Annotated in this window: 20 protein-coding genes; 18 read left to right on the top strand and 2 right to left on the bottom strand. The window is 32.7% G+C overall.

The window, feature by feature from the left end; all coding sequences use genetic code 11:
• The first annotated feature begins 191 nt into the window (after window positions 1-191).
• The 13 genes from JK636_RS00100 to JK636_RS00040 all read left to right on the top strand — a co-directional run bounded on the left by JK636_RS00100 (window position 192) and on the right by JK636_RS00040 (window position 11,289).
• Complete coding sequence (locus JK636_RS00100) at window positions 192-1,967, top strand: penicillin-binding transpeptidase domain-containing protein (protein WP_243428077.1); 1,776 nt, start codon at window positions 192-194, stop codon at window positions 1,965-1,967.
• A gap of 237 nt (window positions 1,968-2,204) precedes the next feature.
• Complete coding sequence (locus tag JK636_RS00095) at window positions 2,205-2,747, top strand: GNAT family N-acetyltransferase (protein WP_202746806.1); 543 nt, start codon at window positions 2,205-2,207, stop codon at window positions 2,745-2,747.
• A gap of 46 nt (window positions 2,748-2,793) precedes the next feature.
• Window positions 2,794-3,648 carry a DUF2268 domain-containing putative Zn-dependent protease gene (locus tag JK636_RS00090; RefSeq protein WP_202746805.1) on the top strand — a complete coding sequence of 285 codons (855 nt, stop codon included), beginning with the start codon at window positions 2,794-2,796 and terminating at the stop codon, window positions 3,646-3,648.
• Between the two features lie 134 nt (window positions 3,649-3,782).
• Complete coding sequence (locus tag JK636_RS00085) at window positions 3,783-4,538, top strand: AIM24 family protein (protein WP_202746804.1); 756 nt, start codon at window positions 3,783-3,785, stop codon at window positions 4,536-4,538.
• Between the two features lie 239 nt (window positions 4,539-4,777).
• Window positions 4,778-5,599, top strand: a complete 822-nt coding sequence (locus JK636_RS00080; protein WP_202746803.1) for a GNAT family N-acetyltransferase — start codon at window positions 4,778-4,780, stop codon at window positions 5,597-5,599.
• 14 nt (window positions 5,600-5,613) lie between these two features.
• Window positions 5,614-6,432 (top strand): NUDIX domain-containing protein, encoded by an 819-nt coding sequence (locus JK636_RS00075; RefSeq protein ID WP_202746802.1) that lies wholly within the window; start codon window positions 5,614-5,616, stop codon window positions 6,430-6,432.
• A gap of 127 nt (window positions 6,433-6,559) precedes the next feature.
• Window positions 6,560-7,600 carry a hypothetical protein gene (locus tag JK636_RS00070; RefSeq protein ID WP_202746801.1) on the top strand — a complete coding sequence of 347 codons (1,041 nt, stop codon included), beginning with the start codon at window positions 6,560-6,562 and terminating at the stop codon, window positions 7,598-7,600.
• Between the two features lie 16 nt (window positions 7,601-7,616).
• On the top strand, window positions 7,617-7,874 hold the full coding sequence (locus JK636_RS00065; protein WP_202746800.1) for a CD3324 family protein: 258 nt from the start codon (window positions 7,617-7,619) through the stop codon (window positions 7,872-7,874).
• Window positions 7,875-7,934: 60 nt separating this feature from the next.
• Entirely contained in the window at window positions 7,935-8,543 is a 609-nt protein-coding gene (locus tag JK636_RS00060; RefSeq protein WP_202746799.1) for a DUF4362 domain-containing protein, read from the top strand.
• Between the two features lie 28 nt (window positions 8,544-8,571).
• A complete protein-coding gene (locus tag JK636_RS00055; protein WP_202746798.1) occupies window positions 8,572-9,057 on the top strand; it encodes an HAD domain-containing protein in 486 nt (161 codons plus the stop codon).
• A 63-nt stretch (window positions 9,058-9,120) separates the two neighbouring features.
• Entirely contained in the window at window positions 9,121-9,669 is a 549-nt protein-coding gene (locus JK636_RS00050) for a GNAT family N-acetyltransferase (RefSeq protein ID WP_202746797.1), read from the top strand.
• Window positions 9,670-9,684: 15 nt separating this feature from the next.
• Window positions 9,685-10,230: a GNAT family N-acetyltransferase gene (locus tag JK636_RS00045; RefSeq protein ID WP_202746796.1), complete on the top strand. Its 546-nt coding sequence runs from the start codon at window positions 9,685-9,687 to the stop codon at window positions 10,228-10,230.
• A gap of 75 nt (window positions 10,231-10,305) precedes the next feature.
• Entirely contained in the window at window positions 10,306-11,289 is a 984-nt protein-coding gene (locus JK636_RS00040; RefSeq protein WP_202746795.1) for a MerR family transcriptional regulator, read from the top strand.
• A 55-nt stretch (window positions 11,290-11,344) separates the two neighbouring features.
• Here JK636_RS00040 and JK636_RS00035 read toward each other — a convergent pair whose 3' ends face one another.
• On the bottom strand, window positions 11,345-12,193 hold the full coding sequence (locus JK636_RS00035) for a fumarylacetoacetate hydrolase family protein (RefSeq protein WP_202746794.1): 849 nt from the start codon (window positions 12,191-12,193) through the stop codon (window positions 11,345-11,347).
• A gap of 184 nt (window positions 12,194-12,377) precedes the next feature.
• On the opposite strand from JK636_RS00035, the gene JK636_RS00030 reads away from it, so the two are divergent.
• The 3 genes from JK636_RS00030 (at window position 12,378) to JK636_RS00020 (ending at window position 14,748) form a co-directional block, all read left to right on the top strand.
• Window positions 12,378-12,953 (top strand): LemA family protein, encoded by a 576-nt coding sequence (locus tag JK636_RS00030; protein ID WP_202746793.1) that lies wholly within the window; start codon window positions 12,378-12,380, stop codon window positions 12,951-12,953.
• A 2-nt stretch (window positions 12,954-12,955) separates the two neighbouring features.
• A complete protein-coding gene (locus tag JK636_RS00025; RefSeq protein ID WP_202746792.1) occupies window positions 12,956-13,762 on the top strand; it encodes a TPM domain-containing protein in 807 nt (268 codons plus the stop codon).
• A 506-nt stretch (window positions 13,763-14,268) separates the two neighbouring features.
• The gene (locus JK636_RS00020; protein ID WP_202746791.1) at window positions 14,269-14,748 is read left to right on the top strand and encodes a two pore domain potassium channel family protein; all 480 of its coding nucleotides are present in this window, start codon (window positions 14,269-14,271) and stop codon (window positions 14,746-14,748) included.
• Between the two features lie 118 nt (window positions 14,749-14,866).
• On the opposite strand, the gene JK636_RS00015 is transcribed toward JK636_RS00020, so the two are convergent.
• On the bottom strand, window positions 14,867-15,514 hold the full coding sequence (locus tag JK636_RS00015; RefSeq protein WP_202746790.1) for a hypothetical protein: 648 nt from the start codon (window positions 15,512-15,514) through the stop codon (window positions 14,867-14,869).
• Window positions 15,515-15,764: 250 nt separating this feature from the next.
• Here JK636_RS00015 and JK636_RS00010 point away from each other — a divergent pair, with 250 nt between their 5' ends.
• Together JK636_RS00010 and JK636_RS00005 are read left to right on the top strand one after the other, a co-directional pair.
• Window positions 15,765-16,625, top strand: a complete 861-nt coding sequence (locus JK636_RS00010) for an Hsp33 family molecular chaperone HslO (protein ID WP_202746789.1) — start codon at window positions 15,765-15,767, stop codon at window positions 16,623-16,625.
• Between the two features lie 20 nt (window positions 16,626-16,645).
• The gene (locus JK636_RS00005; protein WP_202746788.1) at window positions 16,646-17,401 is read left to right on the top strand and encodes a MerR family transcriptional regulator; all 756 of its coding nucleotides are present in this window, start codon (window positions 16,646-16,648) and stop codon (window positions 17,399-17,401) included.
• The last annotated feature ends 285 nt before the right edge of the window (window positions 17,402-17,686 follow it).

Raw genomic sequence — 17,686 nt, 5'->3', positions numbered from 1 at the left:
GTGTATTATAGCACTATAGGCTTTTTGCTACAAGTAAGCTGAAAAGCTCTGATTTTATATATATTAAGATAATTAAAAATTTAAGCATATATTATATTCTTGAGTTTTAAAAATAATATCAAAAATACACACATACTTCACAAAAATATGATAATATTATATAAAATGGACAAGGCAGGCTGGTGAAAAAGTTGAAGAAGGAAATGCGTAAAAAAGGTAGATTTAAATTTATATGGGCAGTAATTTTGATTCTGTTTATTGCCTTAGAGGGCAGACTTATATACGTAATGAGTGTTAAAGGCGCGGTGTATAAGAAAATGGCAACAGATCAGTGGACTAAAACCATAGATATAGCTCCTAAAAGGGGAGTTGTTCAGGATAGGAATGGTTTTGTACTTGCAACGAGTGTAGATGTATATAGAGTTGATGCTGATTTAAAGGTACTTAAAACGTATTTATCAAATAAGAATATTCCAGAAGATTTAGCAGTAGGCAATTTATCGAAGGCTCTTGATATGGACATAAATAAGTTGCAAAAAATATTTGACAGCAAGGATAGTAAAGGCGATCCGCTTCAATTCGTATCATTTAAAAGACAGGTAGAGAAAAAATCAGCAGATGCTGTTAAAGGTCTTAAGTACAGCGGCTTAATGCTCTCCCAGGATGAGACCAGAATGTATCCAAACGGAAGCTTTTTATCTCATGTTATTGGACATACTGACGGTGCAGGAAAGGGAATTAATGGAGTAGAACAATATTATGACAAGGAGCTTGAAGGTACTCCAGGTCTTAGAGTACTTGAGGCTGATAGAACAGATAATGAACTGCCTGATACTGAGTCATTTTTAAAACAGCCTATTAATGGAAATGATCTGACCTTAACTATTGATACTAAAATTCAGATGCTTGCTGAAAGGGTAGCTAATGAAACCTTAAAAGAGAATAATGCTAAATCAGTAAGTATAACAATTATGGATCCAAGCAACGGTGAGATTTTAGGAATGGTTAATACTCCAGCTTATGACCCTAATACTCCTAATAAAGCAGGCAAGACAAGTGAGGAAATACAAGAAGCCTGGAAAAATGGTGCTGTAAGCGATATATTTGAGCCAGGATCAATTTTTAAAGTAATAACAGCAGCAGCAGGGCTTCAAACGGGTTCTGTTACAGATAAAGACCGTTTTAACAGTACCGGAAGTATAAAGGTTGCAAATAGAACCTTATACAATGACCAACAAGAGGTTAATGGTATTTTGGACTTGGCAGGAATACTTAGGTTTTCAGATAATGTTGGCTTTATTCAGCTTGGACAGAAGATTGGTAAAGAAAAACTTTATAGCTTTGCTTCAAATGCAGGCTTTGGACAAAAAACCGGTGTTGATCTCCCTGGGGAGAGTACTGGAATAATGAAGCAGCTAAAGGATATTGGACCTGTAGAACTTGCTACTATGTCCTATGGACAAGGAATTGCTCTTACCCAAGTGCAATATCTGGCAGCCTTTAATGCAGTTGCTAACGGTGGTACATGGATAAGGCCTCACGTTATGAAAGAGATTTCTCATCAGGTTGATGATAAAAAAGTTGTGGATAATAAGTATGATAATCTTGGAGAAAAAAGTATTATAGACAGCGATAAGGCAGCTCAGCTCAGAACTTATCTAGAGGAGGTTGTTAATAAGGGAACAGCAACAGCCACTTTTATGGAGGGCTATCATATTGCAGGAAAAACTGGAACAGCAAACAAGGTTAATCCTCAAACAGGAAGATATGAAGAAGGAAAGTATATAGCTTCCTTTGCAGGCATGGCTCCGGCTAATAACCCAAAAGTTACTTTAATAGTTACAGTTAAAGAGCCAAGCCCTGACAAATTCTATGCTGCTCAGACCGCAGTACCTGCAGCACAAAAACTGTTTACAGAGTTATTTACAATATTAAATATTACTCCTGATAGTCAGAAGAAAAATTAAACAGGAATAAAAGGCATTCTTATCAATATAATAAGAATGCTCTTTTTGTATTGTATAAATTTATAATAATAATTAAATCATAAAAAGAAAAATAAGGGAATTTATATAGCTATACTGGTTTTACATATAGTGGAATAATGTTATAATTTAGATAACTGTTTAGTAAAGACAAGCCTTATATCCTGATTCAATGGATATAAGACTTTAAATTAATTAAAGTCATGGGGGGATTAAATAATGAATATAAACTTATTTCATAGTCTAAAAGGAGAAAATATTTATTTTAAGACTTTAGATGTAAACGATGCACAAGAGGTGCATATCTATGCTTCAGACGAAGATGTTTCTCGTTTTATCGGCTGGAGATTAATGAAAGAACTAAAGGAAACTCGAGATTATATAGAGGAAATGATTAGGCGTGAAGCAGCAGGAACTCATTTATATGCTTCTGTAGTGCTTAAATCAACTAATAAAATTATAGGAACTGCAATGATTTTTAACTTTGACAGCAATGCAAACCATGCGGAGATAGGATATGTCTTTGATAAGGATTTTTGGGGAAAAGGTTACGGTACTGAAACAGTTGAACTGATGAATGATTTTTCATTTCAGGTATTAAACCTCCATAAACTATATGCTAATGTAATACAGGCAAATATTGGTTCTGCAAGAGTTCTTCAGAAAAATGGGTTCGAATTAGAGGGAAGACTAAAAGACAATGATTTTATTGAAGGAAGATATTATGACAAGCTAATTTTCGGTAAGGTTGTGCATAGGTAGAAGATTTCTTTGGATATATTGTGATATAAAAGGGGAATGAGAGAAAATGAAACTAGAAATAATAGCTGTTTATGAAAATTTAGATGGATATATCTTAGAGATGGAAAAGGGAAATGCGGACTGTGAAATGTTATGGTATAAATATGCTGTGGAGCCTTATTGGGAAAAAATCAGTCAATGGGCACCATTTGATATGTCCGACCGAAAACCAAAACCAATAAAGGATATTGAAAAGTTAAAAAATCAGATCAAATTATTGAAAAAGATTGATTTAAATGAGCTTGAGAGAAAACTTCTGCAAGTAGTTGAAGCACTTCCGAATTATGATGATGATCCTATAACAATTGCAATCTATCCATTGAATGATGAAAATGCTGTTGTTAAAGAAAAGCAAAACGGTGTATTGGGGGTCAATGTGTTTGGTAATATTTTAATAAATGTTAATCCTTTTTCTACTGGTTATGTAGATTGGATACCTTATGTATTTGCACATGAATATCATCATACTGTATGGGGAAATTACTGGCATGTGATTCATGGAGGACTTACAGGAAAATTTATAGAATCAATATTAATAGATGGACAGGCGGATTTTTTCGCTAAAGGATTTAATGAAGCATTAAATCCAACATGGATTTCTCAAATATCAAGGCAACAAGAGGAAGAATTGTGGAATAAATATTATTCTAAACTGTTAAATGAAACTGACGTTGATTATGTTAAATATATGTTTGGTGATACTGACGCAGGAATACCTTGGTGTGCAGGATACTTTTTCGGGTATAAAATTATTGATTGCTTTAAAAAACGTTACCCCAAAATTAGCGTCAAAGATATGATTGAAATGAATTCAGAAGAAATCTTTACAATGAGCAATTATGGTATTGAACTTTGTAATTAGATAGCATAGCTAATGTTTTTTAAGATATTTGTTAAATAAATAGAAAAACATTGATTTTCAAGGCTCTACATAAATTTAAGCATAATTGAATAAAGATATATAGAAACAGCGCATATAAAGGATGTGAATATAAAATGATAACATGTAAAAATCTCTTTGAAAATAAGAATCTAGAGATTGTTGAATCTAGAGGTGATGTTAAGGTTCTTGAGTATAAGAAGGACTTAAGCGTGGATGCTGCAAGTGCTATAAATGCATACTTTGCTTCAGAAATGAATATTAGAAAAAGACAGGTTCTGATTGAATTAAAAGGTAATGCTTATACAATTAGCGCTGGAGCAATGCAATGGACAGCTGGAGCTGTAAGTATGGCTGCAGATGTTAAAGGACTAGGTGATTTGTTTGGAAAAGCATTATCATCCAAGATGACAAAGGAATCTGCTATTAAACCCAAATATCAAGGAACAGGCATGCTTATGCTGGAACCTACCTATAAGCATATACTTCTAGAAGAGGTTTCAGACTGGGGTGGAATAGTACTGGATGACGGACTCTTCCTTGCCTGTGAATCAAGGATACAGCAAAAGGTTGTAACAAGAACCAATCTTTCTTCTGCAGTGCTTGGAAATGAAGGGTTATTTAATCTATGTCTTAAGGGTTCCGGAATTGCTGTACTTGAAAGCCCTGTACCAAGAAATGAACTTATAGAATTTGTGCTCCAAAATGATGAAGTTAGAATTGATGGAAATTATGCTATTGCATGGTCTGATACACTTGATTTTAGAGTTGAAAAATCCAGTAAGAGTCTCATTGGCTCTGCAGTTTCAGGTGAAGGATTAGTTAATGTATACCGGGGAACAGGAAGGATATTAATGGCTCCTGTGAGATAGACAGAGTTATTTTAAAGATATAACATGAAGTAAAAATTAATAAATGCATCTGCTCACCCTTTATGGGTGATTTTTTTATGTTTTTATATAAGAGTAAGGTATATAATATATTTATGGATTATTTGTAAAATAAAAGAATTAAGATCTTATGGGTAAGATGCTAATCAACTGGCCTAATTTGAAAAATCAGTACGGATAAATATAAAATATAACACTAAAAGTTAAAGGGAGTGATATGAATGATTAGACTTCTTGTACAAGCTGATAAGGAAATTATTATGGAGTATCTTGATAGAAATGAAATTGAAACATCTTTTTTATATGCAAATGTAGTGGAATTTGGAGTAGATAACAGAAAAGACATAAGAAGATGTGCAGATTATTACGGCTTTTTCAAGAATGATATTTTAAAAGGAATCTTGCCTTTTTATAATCTTGGAAGCTGTATTCCTCATTATGAAGACGTAGAAGCTGTACCTTTATTTGCGGATATTATGAAGGAGAAAAACTTTGAATTTTTAATTGGTATGCAAAAGGTTGTAAAGCCTTTGTATGAACTGATTAAAGATTATAAAGAAATTCAGGCCTATAATGAAAGTTCTTACTTTATAAATAACAATTTTAAACTCTTTATATTGGATGAAGTAAATTTTATAGAGGCTGACAAAGTAGTAACAGAAAAGGTTGTTGATTTTGTTATGGATGCCAAAGTATACGGATTTAAACAAAATACAACCAAGGAAGATATCAAGAAAACTTTATCTCAAAGAGGTGAAGAAGAGGAATTTATTATAGCTGAAAAGAATGGGATAATGGTGTCTCAGGCCTGTGTTCAAACATATACTCCTAAAATAAATCAGATTGGCAGTGTTTACACTCCTGAGAGTGAAAGAGGAAAGGGCTATTGTAAAGCAGTAGTCTCAGAACTATGCAGAAGGATTATTGATAAAGGCAAGGTACCCACGCTTTCTGTTAGAAAAAATAATACTCCTGCAGTAAAAGCATATACTGCATTGGGATTTGAACATTACGATGACTATCTACTTATTAGAGTTAAATAAGAAAGGATTTACATATGAATGATTTTGAAAACATACTTAACTATTATAAAAATGAGCTGAAGTGGAACCCGCCTTTTGCAGAAACTCTTTCTAAATATTCTCCTGAGGCTCTTAAAGGATATTTACTTATGCGTGAATCAGTTCAGAGGGGGCATTTACCCCAAAAGACTAGAGAACTGATTTTTACTCTTTTAGATAGCTTGGATGATGAAACAAGTGGTGCTAAATCACATGCCATAGCTGCTGTAGAAGCAGGATTAACTATGGAAGAATTGGTAGAGGCATTTGTTATTGTTACAATCGTAAAGGGAATAAATGTACTTTGTAAATCTGGTATAGAGGCAATTGAGGCGGCAGAAAAAAGGTTAGAAGATATGAACCTGGAGGCCCCCAAAAAGCCCGTCAAACGATTTTCAATGATAGTAGCTGTACATTTATTTTTAATCAAAGATAACAAAATATTGCTGCTGAGACGATTTAATACTGGGTATGGAGACGGCTGCTACAGTGTAGCTGCAGGACATGTTGATGGAGATGAAACTATCATTAATGCCATGATAAGAGAGGCAAAAGAAGAGATAAATATTGATATAGAAGATAGCAAGCTTGAAATAGTACAAGTTATGCATCGAAAGTGTGAAGACCATGAAAGAGTTGACTATTTCCTTGCCTGTAAGGAATGGACAGGTGATGTTTCAAATAACGAACCTCACAAGTGTGATGATTTAGCTTGGTTTGATATAAGTGCTTTGCCTGATAATATGGTGGACTATGTAAAAGGAGCAATAAATAATTATATAAATAATGTTTCGTTTTCTCAGGTTGGATGGTAAATTTTCAGTTGTTTGGTACAGAATTATTACAATTATTTTTGGTATAGAATAGGATACTTGCCGCTGATAACATATAAGTATAGATAAACGGCTGTTATATCTTATTAAAATATCAGGAGGCGAGATTATGAAGTATATTAGCAAAGAATTAATTGACTGGGCAGTTAACAAAATAGACACTGAATATAAGGATGATGTAAGTCTTCTTATTGGGCACAAGCATTGGAAGATAGAACCGGATGGAGAAGAAATAGCATTTAACTTCTTTATACCTGAAACAGAGTACGGTTATAGACTGGCAAAGACATTTATAATTGAAGATATAGGTTACGATTTATTTCCTATGTCTTGGGAGAGAGTAGAAGGACTGGCTAATCTTAATGAAAGTATTGTTACATGCCTTGCTGATGGATTTATCCTATATGCACGAAGCGAGGAAGATAGGCAGAGATTTATTGAACTTCAGAATAAGTTTAATGACAACTTGAAGAATAATGCTTTTACCTATAAAAAAGGCTTAGAAAAGATTAACGTTGCCATGGAACTATATAAGAATATGATTTTTGAAGAATCATTAAGCTTAGTGCGTAAAGCAAGCGGATATATTGCAGCATACCTGTCAGAGGCTGTTGCTTATGTTAATGAAGCTTATTTTAAGAGAGGCCCTGAGAACCAGATTGAAGTGTTAAGCAGTATGAAGAATATTCCTGAAAAATTTCTTGCTCTTTATCAAGGAATTATAGAGGCAAAAAATCTAAAGGAAACAAAAGAATTATGTTATGAAATAATTGCTGTAACTCGCGAATTTTTTATGGAAAGAAAGCCGCAAACAGTTACTAAAACAAGAGAATATAATTTCGAAGACTTAGCTGCATGGTATGAGGAAGGAAGATATACTTTTAGAAGGATATATTATTATTGCGATAAAAAAGATGTTTTCAATGCCTTTGCTTGGGGATACAATTTTCAGCAGGAGTTCGATTCTATTAAAGAGGAATTCGGGCTTAAGACTATGGATCTTATGGGTATTTTTGATTATGAAAACCTGATGGGGTTCCGTAAATGTGCAGAGGAAATCGAAGAATATATCGTATCTGTAATTAAGAGTAATGAAGTTAAAATAAGAGAGTATTCAAGTCTTGAAGAATTTTTGAAGGTAAATAGATAAAAAGGAGCTATAAGTAATGAAATATGTTAATGCTTCTGATATACTGCCCGATAAACTTCTTAAAGAAATACAAAAGTACGTGGAAGGAGAGGCGCTTTATATACCTTCTATATCAGAACGTAAAAAATGGGGAGAAGGTTCTGGTGCAAGAAGCTATTATGAACACCGAAATGAAGAGATAAGATGCAAGTTTTCAGAACATGTTTCTATGGAAGACCTATCGGAGGAATATTCACTTGCTGTGGAAACAATCCGAAAGATTGTGTATAAATAGAAGATTTGCTGTGGATATCTTTATAATTATTCTTCTTCCTATAGTTTGAAGGGGTGAATCATGAAAAAGTATGCACTATTAGCAGGTACTGCAGCTATGATTTTTGTTATTAGCGGATGTACAAATAATAAAAATACTAATAAAACTGTAAGTCACGAATCTAAGGTTTATACAAGCACTAATAAGGACGAAAAAGAAGACAAAGAGTTGGGAACATTATACCAGGAAAAAAATAATTTAAAAAAGCCTGATATTGAAGAAGCGAGAAATTTTAAAACATCACTTAAAAATGGAAGTATAATAATGGTTTCAAAAGAAAGTAAAGAGGCTGAAGTTTACAATATAGAAGTGATGGATAAATTTCTAGCTTCCTTTAATAGCGGTAAAGAAGCTTATGTGCGTGTTATTAAAGGAAGTATTAAAGCGGACGGCACGTTTTTAGTTAATAAACTTGAAGAGTATGAAACTGATGGAAAAATTATTAAGGATACAGTATACGATGCCTATGATGATAAGAATAAATTCATTAAAGGAAAGCCGATATATTGTCCTAAAATGGTAAAGACTTATTCTGATAATGGCATAAGATATGCTATTCTTGAAAATAAAGATACTCCTGATAATATGGGGGCAACTGTAATTAGTTTTGATAAAAATAGTATAAAATAATTTAAGTCAGTGGAAAAGGAATCAATTTATGAAAGTTATATTTTTAGATATTGACGGCGTCCTTAATTCAGAAGAATTTTTTAGGAATAATCCTGATAAAATAATCGATAGAAATAGTGTGAGAATTTTAAAAAGTATAATTGATAAGACTAGCGCGGTTATTGTCATGTCTTCCGGATGGAAATTATGGTTTGATGATAATATGATGCCAGTTCACAAATATTCTCAATGTCTATATGATATCTTAACTGAGTCTGACATAAAGCTATTTGGAAAAACTCCTGATTTCACTACAGAAGAAATTAGAGAAAAGAAAACCTTCAGTCTTGTAAAGGCAAAGGAAATTAGCGCATGGTTAAGCGAGCATGAAAATGCCTCAAAATATGTTGTATTAGATGATTTGGATTTAGGGGATGAGGAAATCAAGCAGCATCTAGTAAGAACAAACCCTATATACGGGATTACTGAAACTGATGCAAAGATGGTAATTAATATGATGGGAATTGAGCTGTGAAGTTAAAATACAAGAGATAAATTAGAAATAATAGCTATAATAATTTGGTGGGGAGAAATTTACATGAAAAACTTAGGAACAAAAAGAATAGAGACTAAAAGACTTATATTAAGAAGGTTTGAATTAACAGATGCTGATGCTATGTATCAAAATTGGGCAAGTGATGATAAAGTAACCAAATTTTTGACCTGGCCAACCCATAAGGATATAGAGATAAGCCGTAAAGTAATTGAAATGTGGGTAAGTGACTATTCAGAGGATAAAAACTACCAGTGGTGTATTGAACTTAAAAGTATTGGAGAAGCCATTGGAAGCATTGGTGTAGTTGACTATAAAGAAAATATAGAGGCTGTGGAAATTGGTTATTGTATTGGAAGCAAGTATTGGGGACAGGGAATAACAACTGAAGCGCTTAAAGCTTTAATAGAATTTTTCTTCGAGGAAGTAGGAGTTAATCGTATAGAGGCAAGGCATGATCCTGCAAATGGGAACTCAGGTAAGGTTATGCAAAAGTGCGGTTTAAAATACGAAGGAACAAGAATAAAAGCTGATAGAAATAATTCTGGAATTTGTGATGTAGCTATGTATGGAATAATTAATCCTAGGCTATGAGAGGGGTAAAATCTTATGGACAATATAACAATCAGCAGACCAAATACTGAAGAAGCGGAATTGATTAATGAGTTCTTTAAAATAGTACTTATAGATACCTTTAAAAGAAATGGTATTGAAGACTTAGCTGATACATTGGCAGAAGAAATTAAAGATAAAAGAAAATGTCTTAATGAGGACATAGAAAGCAATGGAAGAGACAGATACTTTCTTATAGCTAAAGATAATGATAAGATAGTAGGCTCAATTGAATATGGACCTTCAAATGATTTAATATATTCCTGCACTAACGGTGAGTTAAAGGATTTAGTTGAGATAGGAACAGTTTTTGTGCATCCTGATTATCAGAATAAGGAAATTGGCAGCAAAATGTTAAATGAAATTTTTCAAAGGTTAAGAGAAGAAGGAATAGAGGAATTTTGTTTTGACAGCGGGTATAAAAAAGCACAAAAGACTTGGTCAAAAATGTTTGGTAGCCCCGAGTACCATTTAAAGGACTTCTGGGGAAAAGGCGCTGATCATATGGTGTGGAGAATAAAAGTTCAGGATGTATTAAAGTAAAAATAATTTGGAAAATGATGTTGACTTTGACGTCGTGGCGTACTTTATACTTCTTATTAAGGAGGGAGGATAAGTATGGAGCTTGTTACTATCAGTGAGGTTTCAAGGAACTTTGAGGTGTCTACCAGGACTCTTAGATATTATGAGCAGATTGGGCTTCTTAAAAGCACCAAAAAAGAGGGATATGCTTATAGAGTTTACGATGAAAAAGCTATTATTTGTCTGCAGCAAATAATTATCTTAAGAAAGCTGCATATTCCTTTAAAGCAAATAGCCGATATACTGGAGAATGAGAGTGCAGCAGCGGCTATTAATATATTCAGGAAGAATATAAACGAACTGGAGGATAGGATAAATGCATTATCCACCATAAAGGAAATATTGAATAGGCTTATTAAGGAACTGGAAAGAAACCAAGATATAAGAGTACACCTTGATTTATTAAGCAATGATTCCATACTTAAGGTAATTGACTCCTTATCCTTATCAAATTTTGATTTTAAGGAGGAAAAGTCCGTGGAAGAATTAAGTAAGGCATCAAAAAAATTAGAGACTATTAGTAATGTAAGGATTATTCATTTGCCGCCTTTTACAGTTGCAGCAAGTCATTACATTGGAGAAAACCCTGAGGACAATGCAGGAAAACAGCTGGAGAAATTTATAAAGGAAAGTAATTTATATGAAATTAAGCCAGATGCAAGAGTATTTGGTTTTAATCATCCTAACCCATCTAATGACAGGCCTTTTTATGGATATGAGCTATGGGTTACAATTCCCGAGGATTTAGAAGTACCTGAAAATATGCAGAAGAAGCATTTCGATGGGGGTTTATATGCAGCTCATATGATTACTATGGGAAACTTTCATGAATGGCAGTGGTTAAATAATTGGGTTACAACTAATAACCCTAAATATGAAGCAAATATGCTTAATGATAATGGTGAATTTATGTATGGACTTCTTGAAGAACATCTTAACTACGTTTATAATGCACATCATAATTGGCCGGAAAGTGACGAGCATCAATTGGATTTACTGTTTCCTGTAAAAGTTAAATAAAAACAATAAATTAAAAGTTATCCCCACACCATATTTTAGTGTGGGGATAATTTATTTATATTGCTTTAACTTTGTTAACTAAACTTCCTATTTTTTCAACATAACACTCTATAACATCTCCATCACTCAAAAGCTTTGGAGGATTGAAGCCAAAGCCTACACCGCTTGGAGTTCCTGTTGAAATTACATCTCCGGGTTTTAAAGTAAATCCTTGAGATAGATCGCTTATAATATAAGGAATATCAAAAATAAGTTTGTTTGTATTTGAATTCTGTCTTAACTCTCCATTTACAAAACTCTTAATATCTAGTCTTACAGGAAGAGGAAGATGGCTTTTATGTACAAGGCAAGGTCCCATTGGGCAGAAAGTATCAAGGCTTTTAGCTTTAAACCACTGCTTATGTCTAACTTGAAGATCTCTTGCAGACACATCGTTAATTATAGTATAGCCGAAGATATAGTCCTCAGCTTCCTCAGGTTTTATATTAATTCCTTCCTTTCCAATAACAATAGCCAATTCAACCTCGTAGTCAACCTGCTTAGTTACCACGGAGTAAAACTTAATATCATCTCCATGCGCAATAACAGCATCAGCTGACTTGGTAAAATATATTGGATCTTCCGGAACAAACTTATCTGAAATTTTTGTTGCACCAAGCTCTTTTGCATGGTCTTCATAATTTTTTCCTAAACACAAAATGTTTCTTCTTGGATGAGGAATAGGAGCCAAAAGTTTAACTTCTTTTAATGGAATATAATGAGTAGGAGCTTCATTAACGGCATCCATGCTAAAGTTTTCAATTAAGTCAAACATTGAGTTGAATTGAGTTAAAGGTATAATTCCTTGAATGGTTAGTAAACCAACACTTTCCTTGTCGTTGTATTTATAAGTAATAAATTTCATTTTACAGCCCACCTTTTTAAGATTACTAATAAACTTAATTTTATAACTTTATTATAACTTTTCGTGTATAGCTTTACAATTTATTGTTTCCATTAGATTCCTCATTTTTTTCTACCTAATCTTTATTATTATGTGGAATAATAAACAATACATTAACTTACATACGACAAAAGGAGGCAATAGTATGAGCAAAGGATTAAAAACAGCATTAATTGTAATAGCTGTAATAGCTGTTATTTTGTTTCCTTTGATAGGAAGTTATAATAGCATGGTTAATCTTGAACAGGCAGTTAATCAGTCACAGTCAAATATAGATACACAGCTTCAAAGAAGGTCAGATTTAATACCAAATCTTGTTTCAACGGTAAAAGGTTATGCAGCGCAGGAAAAGGATATATTTACAGCTGTAGCAGATGCAAGGTCAAGACTTGCTGGTGCTCAGACAGTTCAAGATAGGGCAAACGCAGACAGTCAGCTTTCATCCTCGCTTTCAAGACTTTTGGCATTAGTAGAAAATTACCCTAATCTAAAATCAGACCAGAATTTTAGAGATTTAAGTGTATCCTTAGAAGGAACAGAAAACAGAATTAACATAGCAAGGCAGGATTATAACAATGCAGTAGGTGCATATAACAGTACAATAAGGAGATTTCCAAATTCAATAATTTCAGGTTTATTCAGGTTTAATGAAAAACCTTACTATAAAGCTTCTGCAGGAGCACAGGAAGTTCCTAAGGTTGACTTTACACCTACTAAGTAATTATGAGAAGAAAAAAAGTTTTATATAGAAAAACTTCATTATTTATGGTTTTAGCATTAGCCTTATTTTTGCCCTTAATATTTACACGTGTTAGCGCTGAACCTAAATTTCCTGAACCTACTGACTTGAAATATGTTAATGATTATACCTCAACATTGGATGAACAAACAAAACAGTATATAATTTCTGTTGGAAGAGAACTTGAAGAAAAAACAGGTGCTCAAGAGGTTGTAGTAATTATAAATTCCCTTCAAGGAAATGATATTGCAGCTTATTCAAATGAACTCTTTAGAACTTGGGGAATAGGGCAAAAGGGAAAAAATAATGGATTATTGATTCTTGTAGCAATGCAGGATAGGCAGTGGAGAGTTGAAGTGGGAACTTCGCTTGAAGGAGCCATACCGGATATATATTCTGCGAGGGTAATGGACAGCATTGCCGCACCAAGGTTTAAAGAAGGAAACTATTCTGAAGGTATTAGAGAGGCTTATGCTTCCTTTGCAGATACTATTGCAAAGGAATATAACGTAACCCTAGAAAAAAATCAGCCAGTAAATATGCCGAATCAGGTAAATGTTGAGGTAAATAGAACTACAACAAGAGTTGGAGGATTTATAATTTTAGCACTTGTAGTGTTTGATTTTATTTTCAATAGAGGCAGAATCACTTTATTATTTATTAGTATGCTCTTCTGGTCTGGACGAGGCGGGAGGGGAGGTAGAAATAATGGAGGTTTCGGCGGCGGAGGCGGCTTTGGAGGTATGGGAGGCGGTTCCTCCAGTGGCGGCGGGTCTTCCGGCAGATGGTAAAATAATTATACGTTTATTATTAAACACTGATAGAGATAGTTATGCTCTATCAGTGTTTGTAATTGCTTTATAAATATAAAATATGAAAGAGTTAACGATTTTCATCATATAGATAACTAATAGTATTTAAACGACTTGCAGTTTTTAAGGTGGTGAATGATATAAATATATTTCTATATACGTTAATTCTTTTATTGATTTGCTTACTGTGCTTTTACTTTACATGCACTGTTGAAATAAATATAGTACGAGGACTTACAATAAATTTATGCTGTTTTATGCTTGCAGTATTATTTAGGAATTATATTCTATTTTATATGAGCTTATTAGTTTTGCTAATAATATCCTATAGGCATTATAACAAATATAAATTTAGAATAGATGTTAAGAAATTATTTGAAATATTTCGGCTAAATCTAATAAATATTTATATTTCTACCTATGCTTTATATAAATTAATATATTATAATCCATTAAGAGATAGTACATTAAGATATATATCAGCTATGAATATTTTCATTATAGAAATTACCCCAGTTTTATACATGACAGTGGTATACTGTATTGCACTGATATTAGTGCTTTCGGTTTATAATCATCTATCAGCAAATATTAGAAGCGACATACATATTACAATGATTAAAACCATAGTAGCAGTTATTTCTGTTGTACTGCTTATAATTATAGTAAATGCAGTCATTTTCTTTATAATACATAACTATCCTCAAAATCAGTATAATGCAATTTTTGATGGAAACTTTCTTAAGGATGGTATCAAATCTAATTACAAACTGCCAAAGGCGTTTCCAGACTGCTTATGGTTTAGTGCAACTACCTTTTTTACTGTAGGGTACGGAGATATGAATCCTATAGGTAATATAATGTATTTAATTTCAGTAATGGAGATGATAAGTGCCTATATACTTGGAATAATAATGGTGCCTATTCTGCTATTTAAGGTACCAAATAGACATTGGAAAGAATAAAAAGTAAAGCTAAAAAATGAACTGTCCCAAAATGTTTTTTAATTATTTTGGGACAGTTCATTTTAATTAAGGGTGGAAGGTTTAGTAGATAAAAGCAGTTTTAATGCAGATAGCTTAATTAAGCACCTTGATTGCCATTATTGCTGTTACTATTATTATTATTATTATTATTATTATTATTATTATTATTATTATTGTTTTGCTGATCTTGATTGTTTTGAGGACGATTAAAATTACCTCTTATCTTTTGCATAACTGCATCAGCTTGTGCTTGTGTTATAACTTTATCAGTAACAAGTTTATTTAAAGCACTGCTCTCCTGATCATTTCTTCTGTTTTGTCTGTTCTGCCCATTATTTTGTCCGTTTTGAGCATTGCCTTGATTATTGTTCTGTGAATTACCTTGTCCATTACTTTGGGAACCATTTTGATTATTTTGATTATTATTCTGTTGTTTGTTTTGACCTCCAAAATTCTGCATGTTCTCAGTAAGAGCAGCAACTATTTTATCAGCCTGCTCCTGAGTTATGGTCTTATCCTCTACAAGTGACTTTATATTGTCTGCCATCCTTTGTTTAAATTGATCTAAGTTAGGAGCTGTACCATTTTGACGCCTTGAACCATTATTACTAGAATTACCAGCTTGTTTTGAAGCTGCATTTGCTGTAGTATTTTTATTTTGGCAGCCTGCAAATACTGTTATTGGTAAACTTACAGCTAATAAAAGGGCTGCAGTCTTGTTTGTAAAGCTGTATTTTTTGTTCATTGTAAATATCCTCCTTTAATAAGAAACATGGTTATTAATTAAACTCTCAAGAATTATATTAAGCTAGGTTTGTGACAGCTATGTGTCAGGAATTTTAAATTTTGTTTACAAATCAGGTTTGCAGTTTTCTAAAATAAAAAGCTTGCATCTAACCTTACGTTAGGTTGTATATTATATTTGGTGCTGGTGTTTTAACAATATAATAGACCTAGCACAAATTTACTATAACAATAAGGAGTCTAAATTAAAAATGAGAAACTATGTGATAAAAACATTAGCATATAATAAACAAGTTCGAATTTTATTTGTAAAAAATACTGAAATGCTTAAAAAGATTTGTGATAATAAAAATATGGGCAGGCTTTTAAAAATAGCCCTGGGTAAAACTGTTTCTATTACAAGTCTAATTTCTGCAATTTTAAAAGATAATCAGAGAATCAGTATAAAAGTTAATACCAGCAGTAAAAACTGCAAGATATTTGCAGATGCTGATGCATTAGGCAATATCCGAGGATATATCAGTGATGAGTTATTAAAGCTTCCATTAGCAGAAGCTAATAATATGTCTCTGGAGCAATTAATAGGGGATAAAGGATATTTGCAAGTAATGAAGGATTTAGGAATGAACAGTATATTTACAGGAATCACAGAAATGCCCTATGGAAATATTGTTGATGATTTTTCTTATTACTTTAAACAAAGTGAACAAATTCCTTCGTTATTTTCTTTAAATATTGTTTTAGATGAAAACAATGAGATAATTTCAAGCAGGGGAATATTAGCTCAGTTACTTCCGGGAGCTTCTATTGATATCATTGAAGATATTAAAAATATAATTAACGACAATCAATTGCTTTTATCTAATCCAAATAGTAATATAGCTTTTAAAGAAGTACCCAATTTATTATTTAAAGATGTAGATATTATGGGAATTCATCCTATTCAGTTCTTTTGCGGATGTTCTAAAGATATTTTTTATCCAATGCTCTATTCATTAAATAAAGAAGAGCTGATTCATTCATATGAGAACAATAAAGCTATTGAAATTGTATGTAATGTGTGTGGGAAAAAATATAGCTTTAATAAGGATGAAATCAAAAGAATTATATGATTGAAAGAGAGGTTATTTCAGTGTGTAATGAGACTTGGAAGGTTGGAGAATTATCAAGACTTACAGGGATAACTATAAGAACGCTGCATCATTATGATGAGATAGGACTTCTGTCACCCTCAGGTCATACTGATTCAGGACACAGATTATATTCAGAATCGGACATCGTAAAGCTTCAGCAAATTATGTCACTTAAGCAGTTAGGTTTTGCACTTGATGAGATTAAACAAATGTTTGAACGGTCTGATTATAATCCTCAGCAGGTTATAAAAATGCAGATAGAACGTTTAGATGAGGAAATTAGGATTAAAAAAGAGCTTAGAAGCCAGATGAAGGAGCTTGAAGAAGTATTTGATACAGTTCACAAGCCAAGTTCAGAGCAGTTTATAAAGGCGATTCAATTAATAATAAACCAAAAAAAATATTTTACTGAGGAACAGCGCAGTAAACTTAAAATCCAATATGAAAAGTTTAAAAGTAATGAGATGGAAGCTTTGACCAGTGATTGGAATCAGCTGTTAACATCTTTTCAATCAGAAATGGAAAAAGGAACATCACCGGATAATCCTTTTGTTCAGGAACTAGCCCAAAAGTGGCAGGAAGGAATTAATATGTTTGCTCAAGGTGACACTGATATTGTTCAAGCTGCTGAGAACTATTATAGGGATAATCCCCTTGCAGCAAAAGAGAATGGAATGAGCAGAGAACTGTATGAGTATATTAATAAAGCAATAATAAGCTCTTCTAATTTAAACGGCTGTCTCAAAACAACTTAAACCTACTGCGTGGTATTTGAATTCTAGGAAACGTTCGCTTCGCAGATAAGACTAATAATTAAAAAATTTATAAATCCTAAATCTTATAAACTCACTTTGCTCAGTTCGGGGCAGTTTAGCTTACTCATTGCCATTCGTAAACTGCCCCTGAAAAGCCATTTAGGCTTTTCAGCAATATAAGATTCTTAACGGATTTATAAATTTTTTAATTAAAGTCTTATTACTGCTTACTCAAATGTTTCTACGTATTCAAATACCACGCTAAGTTTAGTTGTTTTGAGACAG

It is taken from the genome of Clostridium rhizosphaerae (assembly GCF_016765585.1).
GTDB classification, from domain to species: Bacteria; Bacillota; Clostridia; order Clostridiales; family Clostridiaceae; genus Clostridium_AT; species Clostridium_AT rhizosphaerae.
Note: the sequence above shows the minus strand (reverse complement) of the source record. Positions and strands in the feature narration are given on the sequence as shown.